Below are 16853 nucleotides of genomic sequence, written 5' to 3'. Positions count from 1 at the left end.
TTTACCTTTTAAAGCCGATTTCTATCCGTTATAAAGTCGGTCTTTCACCCCATTCGGAGCCCTGAACGCCATGACCACTCTGCACAGCACACCTCGCGCCGATGGCTTCTACATGCCAGCCGAATGGGCAGCACAGACTCAAACCTGGATGATCTGGCCTGAGCGGCCGGACAACTGGCGCCTGGGAGGTAAGCCCGCGCAGGCCGCGCACGTGGCGGTGGCCAAGGCCATCGCACGCTTTGAGCCGGTGACGGTGGGCGTCTCGGCCGGGCAATACGAAAACGCGCGCGCGCGGTTGGACGTGCCGAACATCCGCGTGGTGGAAATGTCCAGCGATGACGCTTGGGTGCGCGACACCGGCCCAACCTTCGTGATCAACAACAGCGGCGAAGTGCGCGGCGTGAACTGGGATTTCAATGCTTGGGGCGGTTTCGATGGCGGCCTTTACGCGCCGTGGAACCGCGACTCGCAGGTAGGCGGCAAGATTCTCGAAATCGAACGTGCGCCGCGCTACCGCACCGAAGGCTTCGTGCTGGAAGGTGGCTCGATCCATGTGGACGGCGAAGGCACGTTGATCACCACCGAAGAATGCCTGTTGAACCGCAACCGCAATCCGCACCTGGATCGTGCGGCCATCGAAGCGGTGCTCAGCGCCAATCTGGCTGTGGATAAGATCATCTGGTTGCCGGACGGGCTGTTTAATGACGAAACCGATGGTCATGTGGATAACTTCTGCTGCTATGTGCGCCCGGGCGAAGTGCTGCTGGCGTGGACCGACGACCCGCAAGACCCGAACTACGCGCGTTGCCACGCTGCCATGGACGTGCTGCAAAGCAGCACCGACGCCCAGGGGCGCGCATTCATAGTGCACAAAATGCCGATCCCGGGGCCGCTGTATGCCACCGAAGAAGAGTGCGCGGGCGTCGACCCGGTGGACGGTAGCCAGGAACGTAACCCAAGCGTGCGGTTGGCCGGTTCCTACGTGAACTTCCTGATCGTCAACGGCGGCATCATCGCGCCAAGCTTCGACGACCCTTTGGACAGTCAGGCCAAGCAGATTCTGCAGAGCCTGTTCCCGCAGCACGAAGTGGTGATGGTGCCGGGGCGCGAACTGTTACTGGGTGGCGGCAATATCCATTGCCTGACCCAACAACAACCGGCGCCGCACAAAAACTGAGTGCAGTTGTAACAGCGTCTGGGCCACAGCCCGGCACTACCCGTTCGTAGCGCTAATAGCAAGCCCGCGGCCCTGCACGGCCGCGGGCTTTTTTGTGTCCGAATGCCTGTAAATACGGGACATTGGCATAGCTCTTGTATCGATGTCGTCACAGTGACTCGAGGCGATGACTGCGCAGTTCTGTCACAAACCTTGAGTAAGTTAGCCGCTCACGCAGTAGGAGAGAGCGCTGAAATGAATGCCGATATCAACCTGATCTACACGCGCCCGTTCCACCCCACGCGGGTCAACGGTGATGCGATCCGTGCGTTGGCGCTCTGGTTGAAGGCAAACGGCTCGCGACGGGTCAGGCAAGCTGACCTGCGCCGTGTCATGAGTGAACGTTACCCGGCGGGGCTGTTCAGTGAGGATGAAGTGCGCGCGTTGTGTGAATTGTTGAAAAACTGACCAGCACTGAGATCAGTGATGGCAGCCGGCTTGCCTGCGATGGCATCGCAGCCAAGCCCGCTCGCACATCAGGGTGTGAGGTTTTAGAAACTGTAGGTGCCCGTTACAACCAGGCTACGTGGCTCGCCCGGCTGGATCTGCGCCGCACTGGTGGCCGAAGCGTAATAGTTTTTATCGGCAATATTGTTCAGCGCCGCGCGTACGTCCCATTCCTTCTGGCGGAACCCGGCCAACGCGTCCCACCGCCCATAACCTGGTAGCGCCACGGTGTTGAGGTTGTCGGCGTAACGGTCACCCACCAGGGTCAGACCGGTTTCGGCGTACCAGCCCATCTCGGGTTTCCAGGTGATAAACAAGCTGCCATTGCGCTTGGCCACATCGCTGATGCGCTTGCCTTCAAAGCCATTGTTGTCCTTCTCGACCTTGGCATCCTGCAGGCCGATACCACCACGCACATACCAATTGCCGACGAGCTTGCCGGTGGCCGTCAGTTCCACGCCGCGTGAGCGTTGCATGCCTGTGAGCAGGGTGATGGTGCGGTCGAGCGGGTCGCTGGTGCGGCGGTTATAAAGCTCAAGCTCGTACACGGCGAGGGTGGTGCTCAGGCGGTCATCGAGCCAGTCACTCTTCACGCCGATTTCCTTCTGTTTGGTCAGTTCAGGGCTCAGGTCGTTGACGCTGCCAGCGGCATTGGGCGTGATACCTATCAGGCCACCGCCCGCGGGGGAGAAGGTTTTGCTCCACGAGGCATAAAACGAGTGATGTTCCAGCGGCGTCCATACCAGGCCGACGCGCGGGCTGGTGCTGCGGCTTTCGACAGCTTGCCGGGTGTTGAGCACCTTGCTGGTGGTGTCCACTTCGAAATGGTCATAACGCAGGCCAGCCAGCAGTTGCCATTGATCGTTGAGGCGCAGTTGGTCCTGCACGTACACGGCGCGACTTTCGACTTCGGTGTGGTTGTAACTTGAAAGACTCATCGGCCCGTTGTGGCTCAGGTGGCGGTTGGGCTGGTTGAGATCCAGGCTCGGCACGGCTTGGCCGCCACGATTGACGGCGGTGGCGGTATACAGTTTCGGGTCGCGGCGCTGGCTGCCCAGCTCCAGGCCGGTGAGCAGGCGGTGCTCCAGGCCGAAGGTGTCGAAAGCGCCTTCCAGCTCGAGGTTGTTGAATACATTGCGGGTGGTCAAATCCTGCTGCCAGCGCTGGCGCGTGACCTTGTTGGTTTTCGGGTCGTAGCCGGTCTGGTAGGTGTTGTCGAAATCGCTGTCGAGCTTGAACACGCCCAAGGTGTGGCGCAGTTGCCAGTTGGCGTTGAGTTCATAAGCGAGCCTGGAGCGCAGCGACTGAGACTTGTCGTCGATGTAATCGCGGCTATCAAAATAGGTGGCGCTGCGGCTCACGTCTGCCGGGCGCCCGTTGACTCCGGGAATACCGCGGTCCGGCGTGCGGTTGTAACGGCTGTATTCGTATTGCACCAACCAATTGAGGTCGGGCGTCAGTTGCCAGCTCATCGATGGCGCAAACAGCTGGCGATTGCCACTGACGCCATCGCGAAAACTGTTGTTGTCCTGATTGCCCATGTTCAGGCGCAGGCTAATGTCGTCTGTGGGGTCGGTGCTGAGGTCGGCATACAGGCTGCGCAAATCATGGCTGCCGCCCTGGGCTTCGATGCTGGAGGGGTGACCCGTGGTGGGCAATTTGCTCACGCGGTTGACGATCCCGCCCTGACCGCCGCGCCCGTACAGCACGGCTGCCGGGCCTTTGAGCACCTCAATGCGTTCGATGTTATGCAGGTCGCGCACGTATTGGCTGTCGTCGCGAATGCCGTCCAGGTAGAAGTCGTTGCTTGCGTCGAAACCACGAATGCGCAGGCTGTCGAAGCGCGTGTCGGCGCCGCTGCTTACGTTGGGAATGCCGCTTAACGCCTGGCCCAGATCGTTGGTGCCGTAGGCGCGCAGGGTTTCGGTTTTTACCGAATCGATGGCCTGCGGCACATAACGCACTGACGTGGCAGTGCGGGTGGCGGTGTGGGTCTCTTTGACGCGTGGGTCGTCTTCGTCAACTTCGGTGCTGATCGAGGTTTGCGGCAAAATCGTGGTGGCGCAGGCAAAACCAGCAGACAGCAGAGCAGAAAGCCCAAGGGTAATGGGCGTCAGGCGAGAGACTGGCATGGAGGAATCTATCCAAAAAAGTTCGAGAAGGAATTTGCGCGTTAATGGTAATGCTTTGCATTTGCGCGCGTTATGCATTCCCAAAAATGTAGGCTTTGGAAAGTGTTACTCGATGTGTTTTTTTAGCGCCTAAAAGCGATTTTCTGGCTTTCACACAAGCGCTGTAGGCCGTTGCTTAGAATTATTTCGCCTAAATACAGACGATTCACGAAATTGACACATAGTTCAACGCGCGCATAGGATTGCGCCCAACGCCTGTGGCTAACCGCCATGACTTATCCAATAAAAAAAGGCCCGCGGCAGTTCAGTCGTCCGCGGGCTTTGTTTTTTCCGGAAAAAGTCGACACCAGAAAAGCGACACGGAGCCTGGTGTCACAGCGCGTACTCAACCAGTAATAAGGAATATAAGAAATGTTGAAGCAACGGATGGGTCTGATCGCTCTGGGGATTTTGAGCGCTACTCAGGCAATGGCAAACGACCAGGAGCAATCCAAGGGTTTTGTTGACGACAGCCACCTGAACATCGCAGCACGTAACGCCTACATCAGCCGTGACTACAAAAACGGCAAGCAAGACAAAGCCGAGTGGGGCCAGGGCTTCATCGGTAAATTTGAATCCGGCTTCACCCAAGGCACCGTCGGTGTGGGTGTTGACGTGATCGGCCAATACGCCATTCGCCTGGATGGTGGCCGAGGCCGCGCAGGCGCGGGCGGTATCGACTTCTTTAAAGAAGGCGCAGCCACCACGCGCGCGGATGGCACGACACGCAACGGCGCACCTGCCGACGATCTGGCCAAGGGCGGCGCAGCCGTCAAATTCCGGGTTTCCAACACTGTGCTGAAGTACGGTGATCAGTTCCCGGCAGTCCCTGTTCTGCAGTACGACAACTCCCGCCTGTTGTCGGAAACCTACACAGGTACCTCGATCGTTTCCAAAGAGATCGCCGGCCTGCAACTGGACGCTGGTCACTTCACCAAGGAAGCGCGCAAGAGCGCCGAAGGCACCGACAGCGGTCGCCTGAAAAGCATCGATTACATCGGTGGTAGCTACAAATTCACCGAAAGCCTGTCGGCCGCGCTGTACGCCTCCGACATGCAAGATGTGCTGAAGAAGCAATACGTCAACGTCAACTACGTACTGGCCCTGCCAGAGAAGCAATCGTTGACCTTTGACTTCAACGGCTACAAAACCAAGCTGGACAAGAGCTTCGCCCTTGAAAACCAAGGTGACGCCGACGCTCGCGACAACAAAATCTGGAGCCTGGGGGCTACTTGGGCTGTTGGCCCGCACAGCTTCACCGTTGCTCACCAGCGCAGCACCGGCGACACCGGTTATCTGTACGGCGGCTACCGCAACGCTGGCGGCATCGGCGATGGCGGCAACACCATCTTGCTGGCCAACTCCTACTGGTCCGACTTCAACGGTAAGGACGAGCGCTCCTGGCAAGCAGGCTACGGCCTGGACTTCAGCGCCTTCGGCGTGCCTGGCCTGACCTACAACATTGCTTACGTGCGCGGCACCAACATTGACGACGGCTCCAACCGCGGCAGTGGCACCGAGCGTGAAATCTTCAACCAGTTCAAATACGTCGTTCAGAGCGGCCCAGCCAAAGACCTGAGCCTGCGCGCTCGTGCGTCCTGGTTGCGCGTCTCCAGCAACGCCAGCAACTACAACGTAGGCGGTAACGAAATCCGTCTGTTCGCCGATTACCCGATCAACGTTTTCTAATTGATTTGGCGTCGCGCCTGATTTCAGGCGATCAAAAACCCCGACTGGTTCGGGGTTTTTTTATGCCTGCACTTCAGTCTTGGCGGTTTTGCAAAATTTTGCGGGCGAGCGAGGCATTCAGGTAGTTGAGCATCATCGTCAACCCTTCGTAAGGCTCGATTTTCTGGTTATCGATGCACAGTTGGGCCATCTGCAGCAGCACTTGGCGTTTCTTCTTGTTGACCCGCGCTCCGGGTACGCCGAATGCGGTTTTACATCGCTCGGGTAATGGCGCTTCGGGCGTCAGTTCTACTGTGACCCAGACGCCGTGGGCAAATTGCAGGCTGACATCGGCAATGTGTTCGATGGGCAAGGGGTCTTTCAGGTTGGCGAACACAAAATGCTCCGGCGTCAGGCGCAGCGCGGTTTGCGGTGCGCGCTTGATGCGGCGGATGCCCATCCATAAAAAGATCAGCGCGATGCTGCCGATCGCCGCGCCGGCGCCCACGGCCGATAGCGGGGTGCCTTTGAATTTTTCCGGGGAAAGCCAGGGCCGACTCATGATGGCTAACCCCAGCAACACGAACGGCACTGCCAACACCGCCATCAGCGTGCCCCGCCACCGGCCGCCTTCATGCAGCGAGCATTCGCCTGTAGTGGACGTCACCATGGTTTCCAACAGCTCGGTTTGCGCAGTGTTTTCGGTCTCTGCCAGCGCATTCAGATCGCGCGAAAGTTGTACCCGCACGCTAAGCGGCGCACTGAAACACGCATCGATTTGCGCATTCGCAGCAGCTACATCCACTGCGCGCGTGGCGCTGTGCACGGCGTCTTCCACGTGCACTTGTAAAGCTTGCAAGCGTTCGCCATTTGATGGGTGAGAGTCGGTCGGGTGCGGTTGGTGAATGTCCAGCGCTTCGGGCGGCAGCTGCAAGGGTGTGTCGCGCAATGCGGTAAGCACCGCGCCCGGCAAGTCATCCTCTGTGGCTGTGTCACACAGAGTCAGCAACGCCTGCTCGATGTGGGCATGCAGCACCGAGATTCGCAACAACGCCGAGGCCGCCGCCGCATTCCCCACTAACCGGGCGCCGGCAGCATCTGCCAGCAACTCGCGTTCTCGGCTCCAGTGATTTACCGCGTGATCGAACCGCTGCATGAAAAACAGGCCGAACATGAACGAAGGGCGCATGAGCCAACCCTGGATCAGGTCGCTGGCCTGCATGGTTTCCAGCAGCGCCCGCAGGCTGCGGTCGACGCCGTCGTAGATCGGCAGAAAATGCAGGCTGTACTCGGTGTCTTCACCCACAAAGTGCGCCAGTTCGTGGCCGATCACCGCGCCGATTTCTTCACGGCTCAGCAGGCCCAGGTGCAGCAGCGGCACATGCAAGGTGCGCCCGCTCAATCGCGTTTCGGCGGGCATTACGCTGGCTTCGCTGGAGGTCACGTAAAAGCCCTGGGCCAGGCTCACCACAATATGATCCGGCGCCAATGCACCCAGTTGGCCGGCCAGTTCGCGCACATGGCGCCATAACGCGGGTGCCTGCTGGGGTGTAACGGCCTGCCCGAACATTTGCAGCGGTTCGGGCTTGAACATCCCCAGCATGTAGCGCAGTTGTTTAAGCAGCGACCAGATTGAATACACACTGAAAGCGGCCAACACGCCCAGTGTCGCCATCAACTTGACTTCGCCGCTGCCCAGGCGTCCCACATGCCACATCGCCAGGCCTTCGTAAATCAGCACCAACGCCAACGTCGCGGCCATTGCCACCACGTGGCTCACCAGCCCAAAAGGCAACAGCCGACTGCCCAGGGAGAACACCTGCAGCAATTTCTCCCGCGACTGCTGCGCGCGTTGACCTGCCCACTGAGTGCCGGCCAGCGCAGCTAGGCCGATGCACGCCGCGAGCAACCCCAGGCCGATCACCCACGGTGCCAGCTCGCGCAGGGCGCGGTTTAGGCGATGAGCAGTCGGCAGCTCGGCTTCAACGTTATCCAGGCGCGAGAGCGCCAGTTGCACGCTGATTTTCTCTTTGCCCAGGTCGACCAGCGCCGCTGGATCTTGCGCCGCCAGCGCCTGCAACTGCTGTTTAGCGGTGTTCACCTTGGCGCTGTAGACGATGATGATGGTGGATGCCTCGGCAGCACGTTCGCGCTCCCAGACACCGAGGGCGGCGAGCAATAGCGGGAATATGACGAGCAGACAGATCAGTTTCAGGGCGTTCATGGAAGTCCGGTCCCAACGCAGAGCTGTCGGTTATACCGAAAAAAACGCCAGGCGCGATACTTGAAGGTATTACCTAATGCATCTGTTACACCGCGTCACTAATGAAGTACTCCAGCCCATCTTTATCCCCATCAGGCGCACGCCTAAATTAGGCCCACTTGCCCGCCCATCACTCCGATGGCCGGCCACTGGAGCCACTGCCATGCCCTTTGTCAGCCTGCGCGTTACCCGTGACGGCGTTACCCCGGAGCAAAAAGCCCAGGTCATTGCCGAATTCACTGAAACCCTCGAACGCGTGCTCAACAAACGCCCCGACTTGACCCACATCGTCATCGAAGAAGTCGATACCGATAACTGGGGCTACGCCGGCGTCACCACCACTCAATACCGTAAACAGCTCGCGGAAAATCCGTCATGAGCACGCCCGTCACCATCGACTTCATCTCCGATGTGGTCTGCCCGTGGTGCGCCCTGGGCGCTACTGCGTTAGAGCAAGCCATCGCCAACCTGGCGGGCGAAGTTAAGGTTGAACTGACCTTTAAACCCTTCGAACTCAACCCTGACATGCCGGCCGAGGGTGAAAACGCCGTCGCCCACCTGATGCGCAAATACGGGCGCAGCGCTGAAGACGTCGCCAGCGGCAAAAGGATGTTGATGGAGCGCGGCGATGCCATCGGTTTCACCTTTGACCTGGAAAAACGCAGCCACTTCTACAACACCTTCGATGCGCATCGGCTGCTGCTGTGGGCGTTGCCGCAAGGGCGGCAGATCGTGTTGAAAAAGATGCTGTTGCGCGGTTTTTTCACCGACGGCCAGAACCTCAGCGATCACGAAACCCTCGCACGTTTAGCCGCCGAGGCCGGGCTGGACATTGAGGACGCACGAAGGGTGCTGGCCTCTGCCGACTGCGCCAATGAAGTGCGCGAGCTTGAAGCGTTCTACCGCGAGCGCGGCATCAACGCCGTGCCGGCCATGGTCCTCAATGGTCGTCAACTGGTCTGCGGGTCGCAATCAGTCAGTTATTACGAACAGATGCTGCGGGAAATGTCCGCCGTGGCTGCTTGAACCATCTCACTTTCCATACAGAGTTTTCATCATGAGCAATTCGAAAAAAGTCGTTGTGATTACCGGCGCATCCCAGGGCCTTGGCGCTGCTGCGGTCGAGGCTTACCGCCAGCTGGGTTACCGTGTGGTTGCCACTTCGCGGTCGATCATGCCGTCGACGGATCCGGAGATTCTTACCGTGGCCGGCGATATCGCCGACCCGGCCACCGCCGAGCGCGTAATCCGCGAAGGCGTGGCGCACTTTGGCCGCATCGACAGCCTGGTCAACAACGCCGGTATCTTCGTCGCCAAACCCTTCACCCGCTACACCCACGAAGACTACAAGAATGTGCTGGGCGTGAACCTCAACGGGTTCTTCTACATCACCCAGCTGGCGATCACCGAAATGCTCAAACAGGGCGCCGGGCACATCGTCAACATCACCACCAGCCTGGTGGACCACGCCATTGACGGTGTGCCGTCGGTGCTGGCCTCGCTGACCAAAGGCGGCTTGAGCGCAGCGACCAAATCCCTGGCGATCGAATACGCCAAACGCGGCATTCGCGTGAACGCGGTGAGCCCCGGGATCATCAAGACGCCGATGCACGGCGAAGAAACTCACGCGGCATTGGGCAACCTGCATCCGGTCGGGCACATGGGCGAAGCGAGTGATATTGCCCAGGCAATCATCTACCTGGAGAACGCCGGATTCGTCACCGGCGAGATCCTGCACGTGGACGGCGGCCAAAGCGCGGGGCACTGAAAAAACGCCCCACGTCGATCCCCGTGGGAGCCGGGCTTGCCCGCGATAGCGCCACCCCGGCCCCCACATTCACATCCTATTGCCCAACATTGCAGGGCGACTCCCACCTTCACCGCCTTTACCATCACCAAGGGGTGACGCCTGAAGTGCAGTTATTGGTGAGACGCCCCTATCGAGTGAGAGCTATCACCTTCGTTGATTTAACGACGGCGTGGCGCTTTTGGCGCCTGCCTCAAAATCGGATTCTCAAGCGTGGTCGCTGAGTTCACAGCCGAGCGTCAGTCGTGTCGAAAGACAGAAATCCCCAGGCAACAGGCCGCGAAGTTCAAACCATCACAACGTGAAACTGCTCTATGCCATTGTTGCAGCGCTTTCCTGGTGTCGGGATTTTCGATGCACGTAGTTCAGCGCAGGCTTCTCGATAAACAGCCACGACAGGCTGGCCAGCACGATGACAACTGCCACGGTTGCCAGCATGGAAGCGTAGAAACTCAGCGCCGTCGTATTGATCATGAGTTGCTGCACGGGGAAGGCGTAGAGATACATCCCATACGAAATATCGAATCGAGATTTAATGATTCGATCTTTGCACAACGTCCCAAGTGACAGCACCAGAAGACTGACTCCGATGCTTGCAAACACCATAACCAACGGTGTGTTCAGGGAGACCAGAACAAGTGCCGCCGACAGAATGCCGATCAATAGTTTCGCTTTCACGCTGCTGAATGCAGCTCGATAGAAATACAGCGAAGACCCTACGAAGAATGCAATCCCGACGGTTGAGTACACCAGTAGCTTCGGCGCCATCGGGTGCGCTGACGTGCTGCATAGGTAGGTGGTTATGCAAAAGGCGAGTGCGATGATCTGCGGTACGGCTGCCCTGCGCATTACCAGCAGCGCCAGCGCGAGCAGCACGTAGCAACCAAACTCAATTTTCAGCGACCACAAGCTTCCGTTGAACGAATCTTTAAATATGAAGGTACGGGTGATGTCGCCTATGTCTGCGCGGCCAAACGCCGACACTTTCAAGAAGTCTGTCAACGACTCCAGGCTGAATGCATAGCCCACACCGTTTTTGCTGAATGCAGGCCCGCAGAAGTACACCATCACAAATGCGCAGGCGATCAAGGCAGGAAAAATTCGCGCGATTCGCTTCTCCATGTAGTGGTAGAAGCTGCGAGTATTTAGAAAGCTTTGAGTGATGAGGAAGCCGGATATGGCGAAGAATGCCAATACGGCAATCGCCCCTAACGAGTTGTAGCCCTGCAACATGGGTTCTTGCTGGCCGGAAAGTACGTAGTGGTGGCTTACAAGAACTGCCAGCGCCGCTAGGTGCCTGATCAGGTCGAATGAATTGTCGCGATTAATCACGCACCGCTCCGTTGGTAATTGAATGATGAAATGTGTGCATGACGGGCCGCTCAAGTGCAGCGTTCCTTGCCGTGGCGCATTCTCCATCAATCATTCGGTAGGGCAAAGTCGTTTTTCAGCCGGACCAAAAGCTATTGATAGGGGATAAGGCTTCAGCTGAGGGAGGGGGCGCAAATAAGCGCAGAGACGAACGACATCACGGTCGATGTGAACAGCTGCGGATGAACCGAGGGAGCTGATGCTTACGCCAGAAACAACAAAGCCCTCACATTGCTGTGAGGGCTTCGTCTTATATGGTGCCGGCACCAGGAGTCGAACCCGGGACCTACTGATTACAAGTCAGTTGCTCTACCAACTGAGCTATACCGGCGTGTTAGGGCGACGATTATAGCGATTGGCAAGCATCTGTAAACCCCTGAATTCTGACTATTTTTGCAGAGGCGAAGGTTTTTTTGCGATCACTGCTTTTTCGTCGTCTCCGGGGCCTCAAATCGGCCTCAATTTCCGTCCCCGCAAGTGTCGGTAAATTTCATGTAGTCCAACACCTGTGTCTGGCCCTTCGAATCCAGGTAGGTCATTCGCGCATTCACCACGCCGCAGCCCGAGCGGGCGTCTTCGGTGGTTGACAGTACGCGCTGGATGTCCGGCTTTTGGCTTGCCTCGGCATGGGCGCCGAAGGTCAGGGCAAGCAGGCCTAAGGCAATGCAGTGTTTCCAGTTGTTTGGATTCATGGTGCTGTCCTCTGGGGCGTCAATGGTGGGGTGAGGTCATTGAATGCCTTGCAGGTATCTGGGCTGTGTCTCGCAGCTTCGGTTTTGTCTCGTTATGTGTTGGCCTGGGATTTATGTACTTGCTGATACGAAAGAGGTTTGAGAGCGGTTGTCATGAATCACGAGCTGGTCAAAAAACACACAAATAATACCCAGTGCATTGATTTAAAACATAATATTTAGGTATTGGCTTGCAGCCATAAAAATGGCGCCATGCCGCTCATCTGAAAGGAATTCGTTACAAACACCAAAATACTGACACCATCAGTGTGATATCACACAATGCGCGCCTTAATTGATCAGCGATGAGAACGGGAGGAGCAGTCAGTGGGGCGTGCAGATCACATTTCAAAACTTTACACCGCGCTGGCTGAACCCTCTTTGCGCGAGCCCTCGGTGGCCGAGCCTTTACAGCGCTTGCTGGATCAATTGAACCAAGGCACGGCCGCTTCTGCTCACCCACCCCAAGTAGTAGAAAGCCCGCGTGGCGAGGTGTATTCGCACGCCTCGGCGCCCAAGGTCGTGGTGGTGGTTTCTGCTACCGGCGGCGTTGGGCGCAGCACGTTGGCCGCCGCGCTTGCCAGCGGTTTGCAGCGTCAGGGGCATCCAGCGCTGGCGCTGGACCTGGACCCGCAAAACGCGCTGCGTCATCACTTGTGTCCGGGGTTTGATCTACCTGGCCTGGGGGCGACCAGCTTGCTCAATCAAACCTGGCACGCCTTGCCCAAACGAGGGTTTGCCGGGTGCCGGCTGGTCAGCTTTGGTGAAACCGACGCCGTGCAGCAACAAAGCCTGAATCGTTGGCTGGGGCAGGACCTCGATTTTCTCGGCAAGCGTTTGGCCGGCCTCGGGCTCAATGGCCAGGACACGGTGGTCATCGACGTCCCTGCGGGCAACACGGTGTATCTCGGCCAGGCAATGTCGGTGGCGGATGCGGTGCTGGTGGTGGTTCAGCCGGACGCGGCTTCGTTTCGCCGATTGGCGAAGATGGACGAAGTACTCGCGCCCTACCTTGCAAGTGAATCGCCGCCTCAACGGTTTTACGTGATCAATCAGGTCGACGGCGCTCACGCGTTCAGCCAGGACATGGCGGGCGTTTTCAAATTACGCCTGGGTGATGCCGTGTTGGGCACGGTTCAACGCGATCCCTCGTTCAGCGAGGCGCAGGCTTACGGTCGAGACCCGCTCGACCCGGTGCTTGATAGCGTCGGATGCCAGGACGTGAATGCGCTGTGTCGTGCGTTGAGCGCGCGAATGCGTTAAAACGTGCACGGCCATTAATTTGACTATTTACCGTTTGTCTAAAAAACAACCAGTCAAAACATCAAAATAATGACACTTCGCCGCACCTGTCACAGAATGCGTCACTAAGACGCCAATAATAAGACCTGCGGTAAGTGCCTGCTTGCCGACCTTCACGTCTTTACGCTGCGTCGTGAGGAGTAGGCCATGAGCCTGAGTGAAGAGCTTTTGACGTTGTTCGGCAAAAACGTCACCCACGATGCCCAAGGCATCAATGCGCGCATGCACTTTTTCGGCAGCGTGCCTTCCGACCCATCCCCCCACGCACACGCTCAAGCCATTGATCTGGCAGCACTGCGCCCGAAAATCGTCGCGCTGGTGTCGATGAATGGGGGTGTCGGCCGAAGCACATTGGCCACAGCCCTGAGCAGCGGCCTGCAGCGCCACGGCGAATCAGTGGTGGCGTTGGACCTGGACCCGCAGAACGCCTTGCACCATCACTTCGGCGTCAGCGCGGCGCTCCCCGGAATCGGCCGCACCAGCCTGGAGCATGGGCAGTGGAGCCCGTTGCAACAGCTTGGTTTCGCCGGTTGCCAAGTGCTCACCTTTGGCGATATCGATGTCCAGCAGCAGGAAAATCTCGAGCGCTGGCTCAAGCACGAGCCGACCTGGCTGGCTCAACGCCTCTTGTCGCTGGGCCTGAGCGAGCGGCAAACGGTGATCATCGATACGCCGGCTGGCAACAACGTCTACTTTCATCAAGCGCTGAACGTTGCCGACGTGGTGTTGGTGATTGTGCAGGCGGATGCCGCGTGCCTTGGCACGCTCGATCACTTGGATGTATTGCTTGCGCCGCACCTTGCCGGTGAGCGTCCGCCTGCCGTGTATGTGGTGGTCAATCAGGTGGATGAGAGCAATGCATTCAGCCTGGACATGGTTGAGGCCTTCAAACAGCACCTCGGCAAGGCTCCGCTGGAGGTTCACCGTGACGTGGCGATCAACGAGGCGCTAGCGTTTGCCGCCGACCCGTTGGATAACGTTGCGAAACACCTGGCCAGCGACGATATCAACGAAATTTGCCGGTTGTTGAAGGCGCCCAAAAGAACGGCTTAAGCGTGGTTTATATGCTTTAAGCCAGATGCTTATGCACAATCGGTTGGTCGTGGGTGTCACGAAACAGCCATTTTGTGGAGCCGTTCTCAATACGCTGCAACTGCCTGTTTTGCGTGCACTTTATAATGTGAACAAAAAATGACCAGCTCGGCTTTTGGCCTGTAGTGCTGATAGTTACAGCGCTCGTAAAGAATTCATCAACAGACTTATCCACAGGGCGCGTGTAGGAAAATTTGCCCTTTAATCGCGCTCAGCCACCACCATCAAATTGCGCGGGGTCAGCGTGGCTTCGCAGAAGCTGCCTATCTCAACGTTGTAGCCCTGTTCGAGCAGAAAAAGTGCCCGGTCCAGCACCAGCCACATCTCCAATGGGCGCCGAAACAACCCACGCACCAACTCCAGGTTTCTGACCTCGGCCAGCCGGCGCCAGCCCTGCGCTTCCAGCGCCTGCCAATCCTGTTCACCTGTGGATAAGCCTTTAAGGCTCGCCAGTGCTTGGCAATAGTCTGCGAAAGGTTGATCCAGCCAGCGGGCGGGCAAGGAAGGCGTGGGCAAATAGTCATCGCAGTTGCGCAATTGCCGCTGTAGCTGATCGAAGCCCAGGCGTCGGGCCATGGAGATATCCCGCTGTTGGCGTACGCGGTTGCCGGCAGTGACGGTTTCGCTCAACGGCAGGCCCAGGTCATCAATCGACAGCCGCAATTGCGACGCGCGTGCGGTGCCGGATACAGCTTGATAGCTGTCGGCGTTGATGCGGTTGTAACAGCAGGGCGCCAGTGACAGTTGCTTGCAACCGGCCGCGCTGGCCAGTTGCAGCAGGCGCACGTGCAGGTCGCCGCAGGCATGCAGGGCGACGGGTGTGTGTTCGGGGCTGAGTGCCACTTTGGCCATCACGTCTTGCAGGCGATGGGTGACGGGCAAGCGGTGGTGGTCGCTTATTGCCTGGCCGGAGGCGATCAGCGCCGGGTCGTGTTCCAGGCACGTCAGCTGTTGGCCGGGTTGCAGCAGTCGGCGGCCAAGGTGGCCTTTGCCGGCGCACCAGTCCAGCCAATGGCCGGGCGTGTGGGTGAAGTTGAGTGCGGCGCCGAAAGCTTCTATCTGTTGCCATTTGCGACCCGGCACGTCGACATTCAATCGATGACGCGCCGGCTCCAGCGCCCGTGTCGGTAACCTGTCCACGGCACTGAGCTGAAGCGCCTGTTCGGCCAGCTGTGGAAAAGGCGCAGGCGCCGGCAGGTCGTGAGGCCAGTTGTGACAGCTTTCGGCATCGGTCAAAGTGCGCTGGCGTAACCACTGGGCAAGCTCGGGATACTCGCGTTCCCAGGGTAATTGCAGATGCGTAAAGGGCCGTGGTCGCCACAGCCCTTGGTGCTCGATCAGGAACGCATCCAGCGCCGCGAAGCGCGCCTCAACGTCCCTGGCAAGCATCGACGCGCAACCAGCGTTCGAGCAGTTTGAAGCCGCGTACCAGGATGTAGGAAATCAGCAGGTAGAACACGCCGGCGGTGAAGAACATCTCAACTGTCAGGTAGTTGCGCGCAATGATGGTCCTGGCCATGCCGGTCAGCTCGAGCAAGGTCACCGTGCTCGCGAGCGAGCTGGCCTTGAGCATCAAAATGACTTCGTTGCTGTAGGCCGGCAGGCCGATGCGGGCCGCACGCGGCAGGATGATATAGAACAGCGTTTTCGGCTTGGACATGCCCAGCGCGCGCGCCGCTTCGATTTCGCCCGGCGGGATAGCCTGGATGGCGCCGCGCAATATCTCGGCGATATAAGCCGCCGTGTGCAGGGTCATGGTGGCCGTGGCACACCAGAAAGGGTCGCGCAGATACGTCCACATGAAGCTTGCGCGCACGGCGTCGAATTGGGCCAGGCCGTAATAGACCAGGAACAACTGCACCAGCAACGGGGTGCCGCGAAAAAAGAAAATATACGCGTAGGGCAGCGAACGCACATACCAGCGCTTGGACGAGCGAGCGATACCCAGTGGGATCGCCAGGATCAGCCCGAGAATCACGGCAATGCCCACCAGTTCCAGGGTCAGAATGGCGCCCTGGATAAACTTCGGCAGCCACTTATAGATGACTTCCCATTCCATTACGTCGTCCTCACGAAGCCGCGGGCGGCGCGTTTTTCCAGCACGTGCATAGCGACCATCGACAGCGACGTCAGCCCCAGGTAAATGAACGCGGCAACCAGATAGAAGGTGAACGGCTGTTTGGTGACGGTGACCGCGATCTGGGCGTGGCGCATGATTTCTTCCAGGCCGATGACGGTGACCAGCGCGGTGTCTTTCATCAGGATCAGGAACAAGTTGCCCAGGCCCGGCAGAGCGATGCGCCACATCTGCGGCATGATCAGACGGGTGAAGATGCGAAACTTCGACAGGCCCAATGCCACACCGGCTTCGCGATGGCCCTTGGGAATAGCGATGATCGCGCCACGTAACACCTCGGTGGCGTAGGCCCCGAAACACAGGCCCAAGGCGATCACGCCGGCCGCGAAAGCGCTGAGCGACAGGTCGGGGATGTCGAGCATTTCACCCAGGCTGCGCATCGCATTGATCGTGCCGAAATAAATCAGCAACACCCACAACAGTTCCGGCACGCCGCGAACGATGGTCGAGTAAACGCCGCCAAGCCATTGCAACGGCTTGTACGGGGACGTCTTGGCCAAGGCGCCGGCAAGGCCCAGCACCAGCCCCAGGCATAAAGCCGTGAGTGCCAGTTTGACGGTCATCAGCGCGCCGGCGGCGAGCGCCGGGCCGAATCCGTAGAGATCGAAATTCATGGTGTTTTCATATCGCGGCAGGCATTGCTAAAAG

15 protein-coding genes and 1 tRNA gene are annotated in these 16853 nt (G+C 58.6%); 8 read left to right on the top strand and 8 right to left on the bottom strand.

All coding sequences use genetic code 11. The features are described from left to right. The first annotated feature begins 70 nt into the window (after positions 1–70). Both aguA and AACV02_RS27600 read left to right on the top strand, forming a co-directional pair. The gene (gene aguA, locus AACV02_RS27605) at positions 71–1177 is read left to right on the top strand and encodes an agmatine deiminase (RefSeq protein ID WP_119738154.1); all 1107 of its coding nucleotides are present in this window, start codon (positions 71–73) and stop codon (positions 1175–1177) included. Between the two features lie 234 nt (positions 1178–1411). Then, the gene (locus tag AACV02_RS27600; RefSeq protein WP_106577435.1) at positions 1412–1624 is read left to right on the top strand and encodes a hypothetical protein; all 213 of its coding nucleotides are present in this window, start codon (positions 1412–1414) and stop codon (positions 1622–1624) included. Positions 1625–1707: 83 nt separating this feature from the next. On the opposite strand, the gene AACV02_RS27595 is transcribed toward AACV02_RS27600, so the two are convergent. Continuing rightward, positions 1708–3795 carry a TonB-dependent receptor gene (locus AACV02_RS27595; protein ID WP_119738152.1) on the bottom strand — a complete coding sequence of 696 codons (2088 nt, stop codon included), beginning with the start codon at positions 3793–3795 and terminating at the stop codon, positions 1708–1710. A gap of 411 nt (positions 3796–4206) precedes the next feature. Between AACV02_RS27595 and AACV02_RS27590 the strand changes: the two genes are divergently transcribed. Further along, entirely contained in the window at positions 4207–5523 is a 1317-nt protein-coding gene (locus tag AACV02_RS27590; protein ID WP_106577437.1) for an OprD family porin, read from the top strand. 73 nt (positions 5524–5596) lie between these two features. On the opposite strand, the gene AACV02_RS27585 is transcribed toward AACV02_RS27590, so the two are convergent. Continuing rightward, positions 5597–7726, bottom strand: a complete 2130-nt coding sequence (locus tag AACV02_RS27585; protein WP_119738150.1) for a M48 family metallopeptidase — start codon at positions 7724–7726, stop codon at positions 5597–5599. Positions 7727–7928: 202 nt separating this feature from the next. Here AACV02_RS27585 and AACV02_RS27580 point away from each other — a divergent pair, with 202 nt between their 5' ends. Genes AACV02_RS27580 through AACV02_RS27570 form a run of 3 tightly spaced genes read left to right on the top strand, consistent with a single transcriptional unit; the run spans position 7929 to position 9533 of the window. After that, positions 7929–8144, top strand: coding sequence for a tautomerase family protein (locus tag AACV02_RS27580; RefSeq protein WP_119738148.1), 216 nt, complete (start codon positions 7929–7931; stop codon positions 8142–8144). Then, positions 8141–8791, top strand: coding sequence for a DsbA family oxidoreductase (locus AACV02_RS27575; RefSeq protein ID WP_119738146.1), 651 nt, complete (start codon positions 8141–8143; stop codon positions 8789–8791). Before AACV02_RS27580 ends, AACV02_RS27575 begins: the two co-directional genes overlap by 4 nt. Before the next feature lie 31 nt (positions 8792–8822). Then, positions 8823–9533, top strand: a complete 711-nt coding sequence (locus AACV02_RS27570) for an SDR family NAD(P)-dependent oxidoreductase (protein WP_119738144.1) — start codon at positions 8823–8825, stop codon at positions 9531–9533. 351 nt (positions 9534–9884) lie between these two features. Here the strand turns inward: AACV02_RS27570 and AACV02_RS27565 are convergent, their stop codons facing one another. The 3 genes from AACV02_RS27565 to AACV02_RS27555 form a co-directional block, all read right to left on the bottom strand. Then, positions 9885–10904: an acyltransferase family protein gene (locus AACV02_RS27565; protein ID WP_256680472.1), complete on the bottom strand. Its 1020-nt coding sequence runs from the start codon at positions 10902–10904 to the stop codon at positions 9885–9887. Positions 10905–11198: 294 nt separating this feature from the next. After that, positions 11199–11274: transfer RNA gene (locus AACV02_RS27560), tRNA-Thr, on the bottom strand. A 127-nt stretch (positions 11275–11401) separates the two neighbouring features. Continuing rightward, positions 11402–11635, bottom strand: a complete 234-nt coding sequence (locus AACV02_RS27555) for a DUF2790 domain-containing protein (protein ID WP_106577451.1) — start codon at positions 11633–11635, stop codon at positions 11402–11404. Positions 11636–12070: 435 nt separating this feature from the next. Here AACV02_RS27555 and bcsQ (AACV02_RS27550) point away from each other — a divergent pair, with 435 nt between their 5' ends. Further along, the gene (gene bcsQ, locus AACV02_RS27550; protein WP_256680471.1) at positions 12071–12937 is read left to right on the top strand and encodes a cellulose biosynthesis protein BcsQ; all 867 of its coding nucleotides are present in this window, start codon (positions 12071–12073) and stop codon (positions 12935–12937) included. 186 nt (positions 12938–13123) lie between these two features. Continuing rightward, a complete protein-coding gene (gene bcsQ, locus AACV02_RS27545) occupies positions 13124–14029 on the top strand; it encodes a cellulose biosynthesis protein BcsQ (RefSeq protein ID WP_119738138.1) in 906 nt (301 codons plus the stop codon). 240 nt (positions 14030–14269) lie between these two features. On the opposite strand, the gene AACV02_RS27540 is transcribed toward bcsQ (AACV02_RS27545), so the two are convergent. The 3 genes from AACV02_RS27540 to AACV02_RS27530 are packed head-to-tail and all read right to left on the bottom strand — an operon-like array spanning position 14270 to position 16819. Next, on the bottom strand, positions 14270–15457 hold the full coding sequence (locus AACV02_RS27540; RefSeq protein WP_119738135.1) for a methyltransferase: 1188 nt from the start codon (positions 15455–15457) through the stop codon (positions 14270–14272). After that, complete coding sequence (locus tag AACV02_RS27535) at positions 15438–16127, bottom strand: ABC transporter permease (protein ID WP_106577455.1); 690 nt, start codon at positions 16125–16127, stop codon at positions 15438–15440. Before AACV02_RS27535 ends, AACV02_RS27540 begins: the two co-directional genes overlap by 20 nt. Continuing rightward, positions 16127–16819, bottom strand: a complete 693-nt coding sequence (locus tag AACV02_RS27530) for an ABC transporter permease (protein ID WP_119738133.1) — start codon at positions 16817–16819, stop codon at positions 16127–16129. The genes AACV02_RS27535 and AACV02_RS27530 overlap by 1 nt, the downstream gene beginning before the upstream one ends. Between the last annotated feature and the right edge of the window lie 34 nt (positions 16820–16853).

Origin of the sequence: Pseudomonas sp. Larv2_ips (assembly GCF_963879675.1) — a bacterium.
Classification (GTDB): Bacteria; Pseudomonadota; Gammaproteobacteria; order Pseudomonadales; family Pseudomonadaceae; genus Aquipseudomonas.
The sequence above is the reverse complement of the archived record's forward strand: the minus strand, read 5'-3'. Positions and strand labels throughout refer to the sequence as shown.

Bases quoted from the DNA above. Each gene is read 5' to 3' on its own strand.
- aguA (WP_119738154.1), top strand. From the start codon at position 71: ATGACCACTCTGCACAGCACACCTCGCGCCGATGGCTTCTACATGCCA.
- AACV02_RS27600 (WP_106577435.1), top strand. From the start codon at position 1,412: ATGAATGCCGATATCAACCTGATCTACACGCGCCCGTTCCACCCCACG.
- AACV02_RS27595 (WP_119738152.1), bottom strand. From the start codon at position 3,795: ATGCCAGTCTCTCGCCTGACGCCCATTACCCTTGGGCTTTCTGCTCTG.
- AACV02_RS27590 (WP_106577437.1), top strand. From the start codon at position 4,207: ATGTTGAAGCAACGGATGGGTCTGATCGCTCTGGGGATTTTGAGCGCT.
- AACV02_RS27585 (WP_119738150.1), bottom strand. From the start codon at position 7,726: ATGAACGCCCTGAAACTGATCTGTCTGCTCGTCATATTCCCGCTATTG.
- AACV02_RS27580 (WP_119738148.1), top strand. From the start codon at position 7,929: ATGCCCTTTGTCAGCCTGCGCGTTACCCGTGACGGCGTTACCCCGGAG.
- AACV02_RS27575 (WP_119738146.1), top strand. From the start codon at position 8,141: ATGAGCACGCCCGTCACCATCGACTTCATCTCCGATGTGGTCTGCCCG.
- AACV02_RS27570 (WP_119738144.1), top strand. From the start codon at position 8,823: ATGAGCAATTCGAAAAAAGTCGTTGTGATTACCGGCGCATCCCAGGGC.
- AACV02_RS27555 (WP_106577451.1), bottom strand. From the start codon at position 11,635: ATGAATCCAAACAACTGGAAACACTGCATTGCCTTAGGCCTGCTTGCC.
- bcsQ (WP_119738138.1), top strand. From the start codon at position 13,124: ATGAGCCTGAGTGAAGAGCTTTTGACGTTGTTCGGCAAAAACGTCACC.
- AACV02_RS27540 (WP_119738135.1), bottom strand. From the start codon at position 15,457: ATGCTTGCCAGGGACGTTGAGGCGCGCTTCGCGGCGCTGGATGCGTTC.
- AACV02_RS27535 (WP_106577455.1), bottom strand. From the start codon at position 16,127: ATGGAATGGGAAGTCATCTATAAGTGGCTGCCGAAGTTTATCCAGGGC.
- AACV02_RS27530 (WP_119738133.1), bottom strand. From the start codon at position 16,819: ATGAATTTCGATCTCTACGGATTCGGCCCGGCGCTCGCCGCCGGCGCG.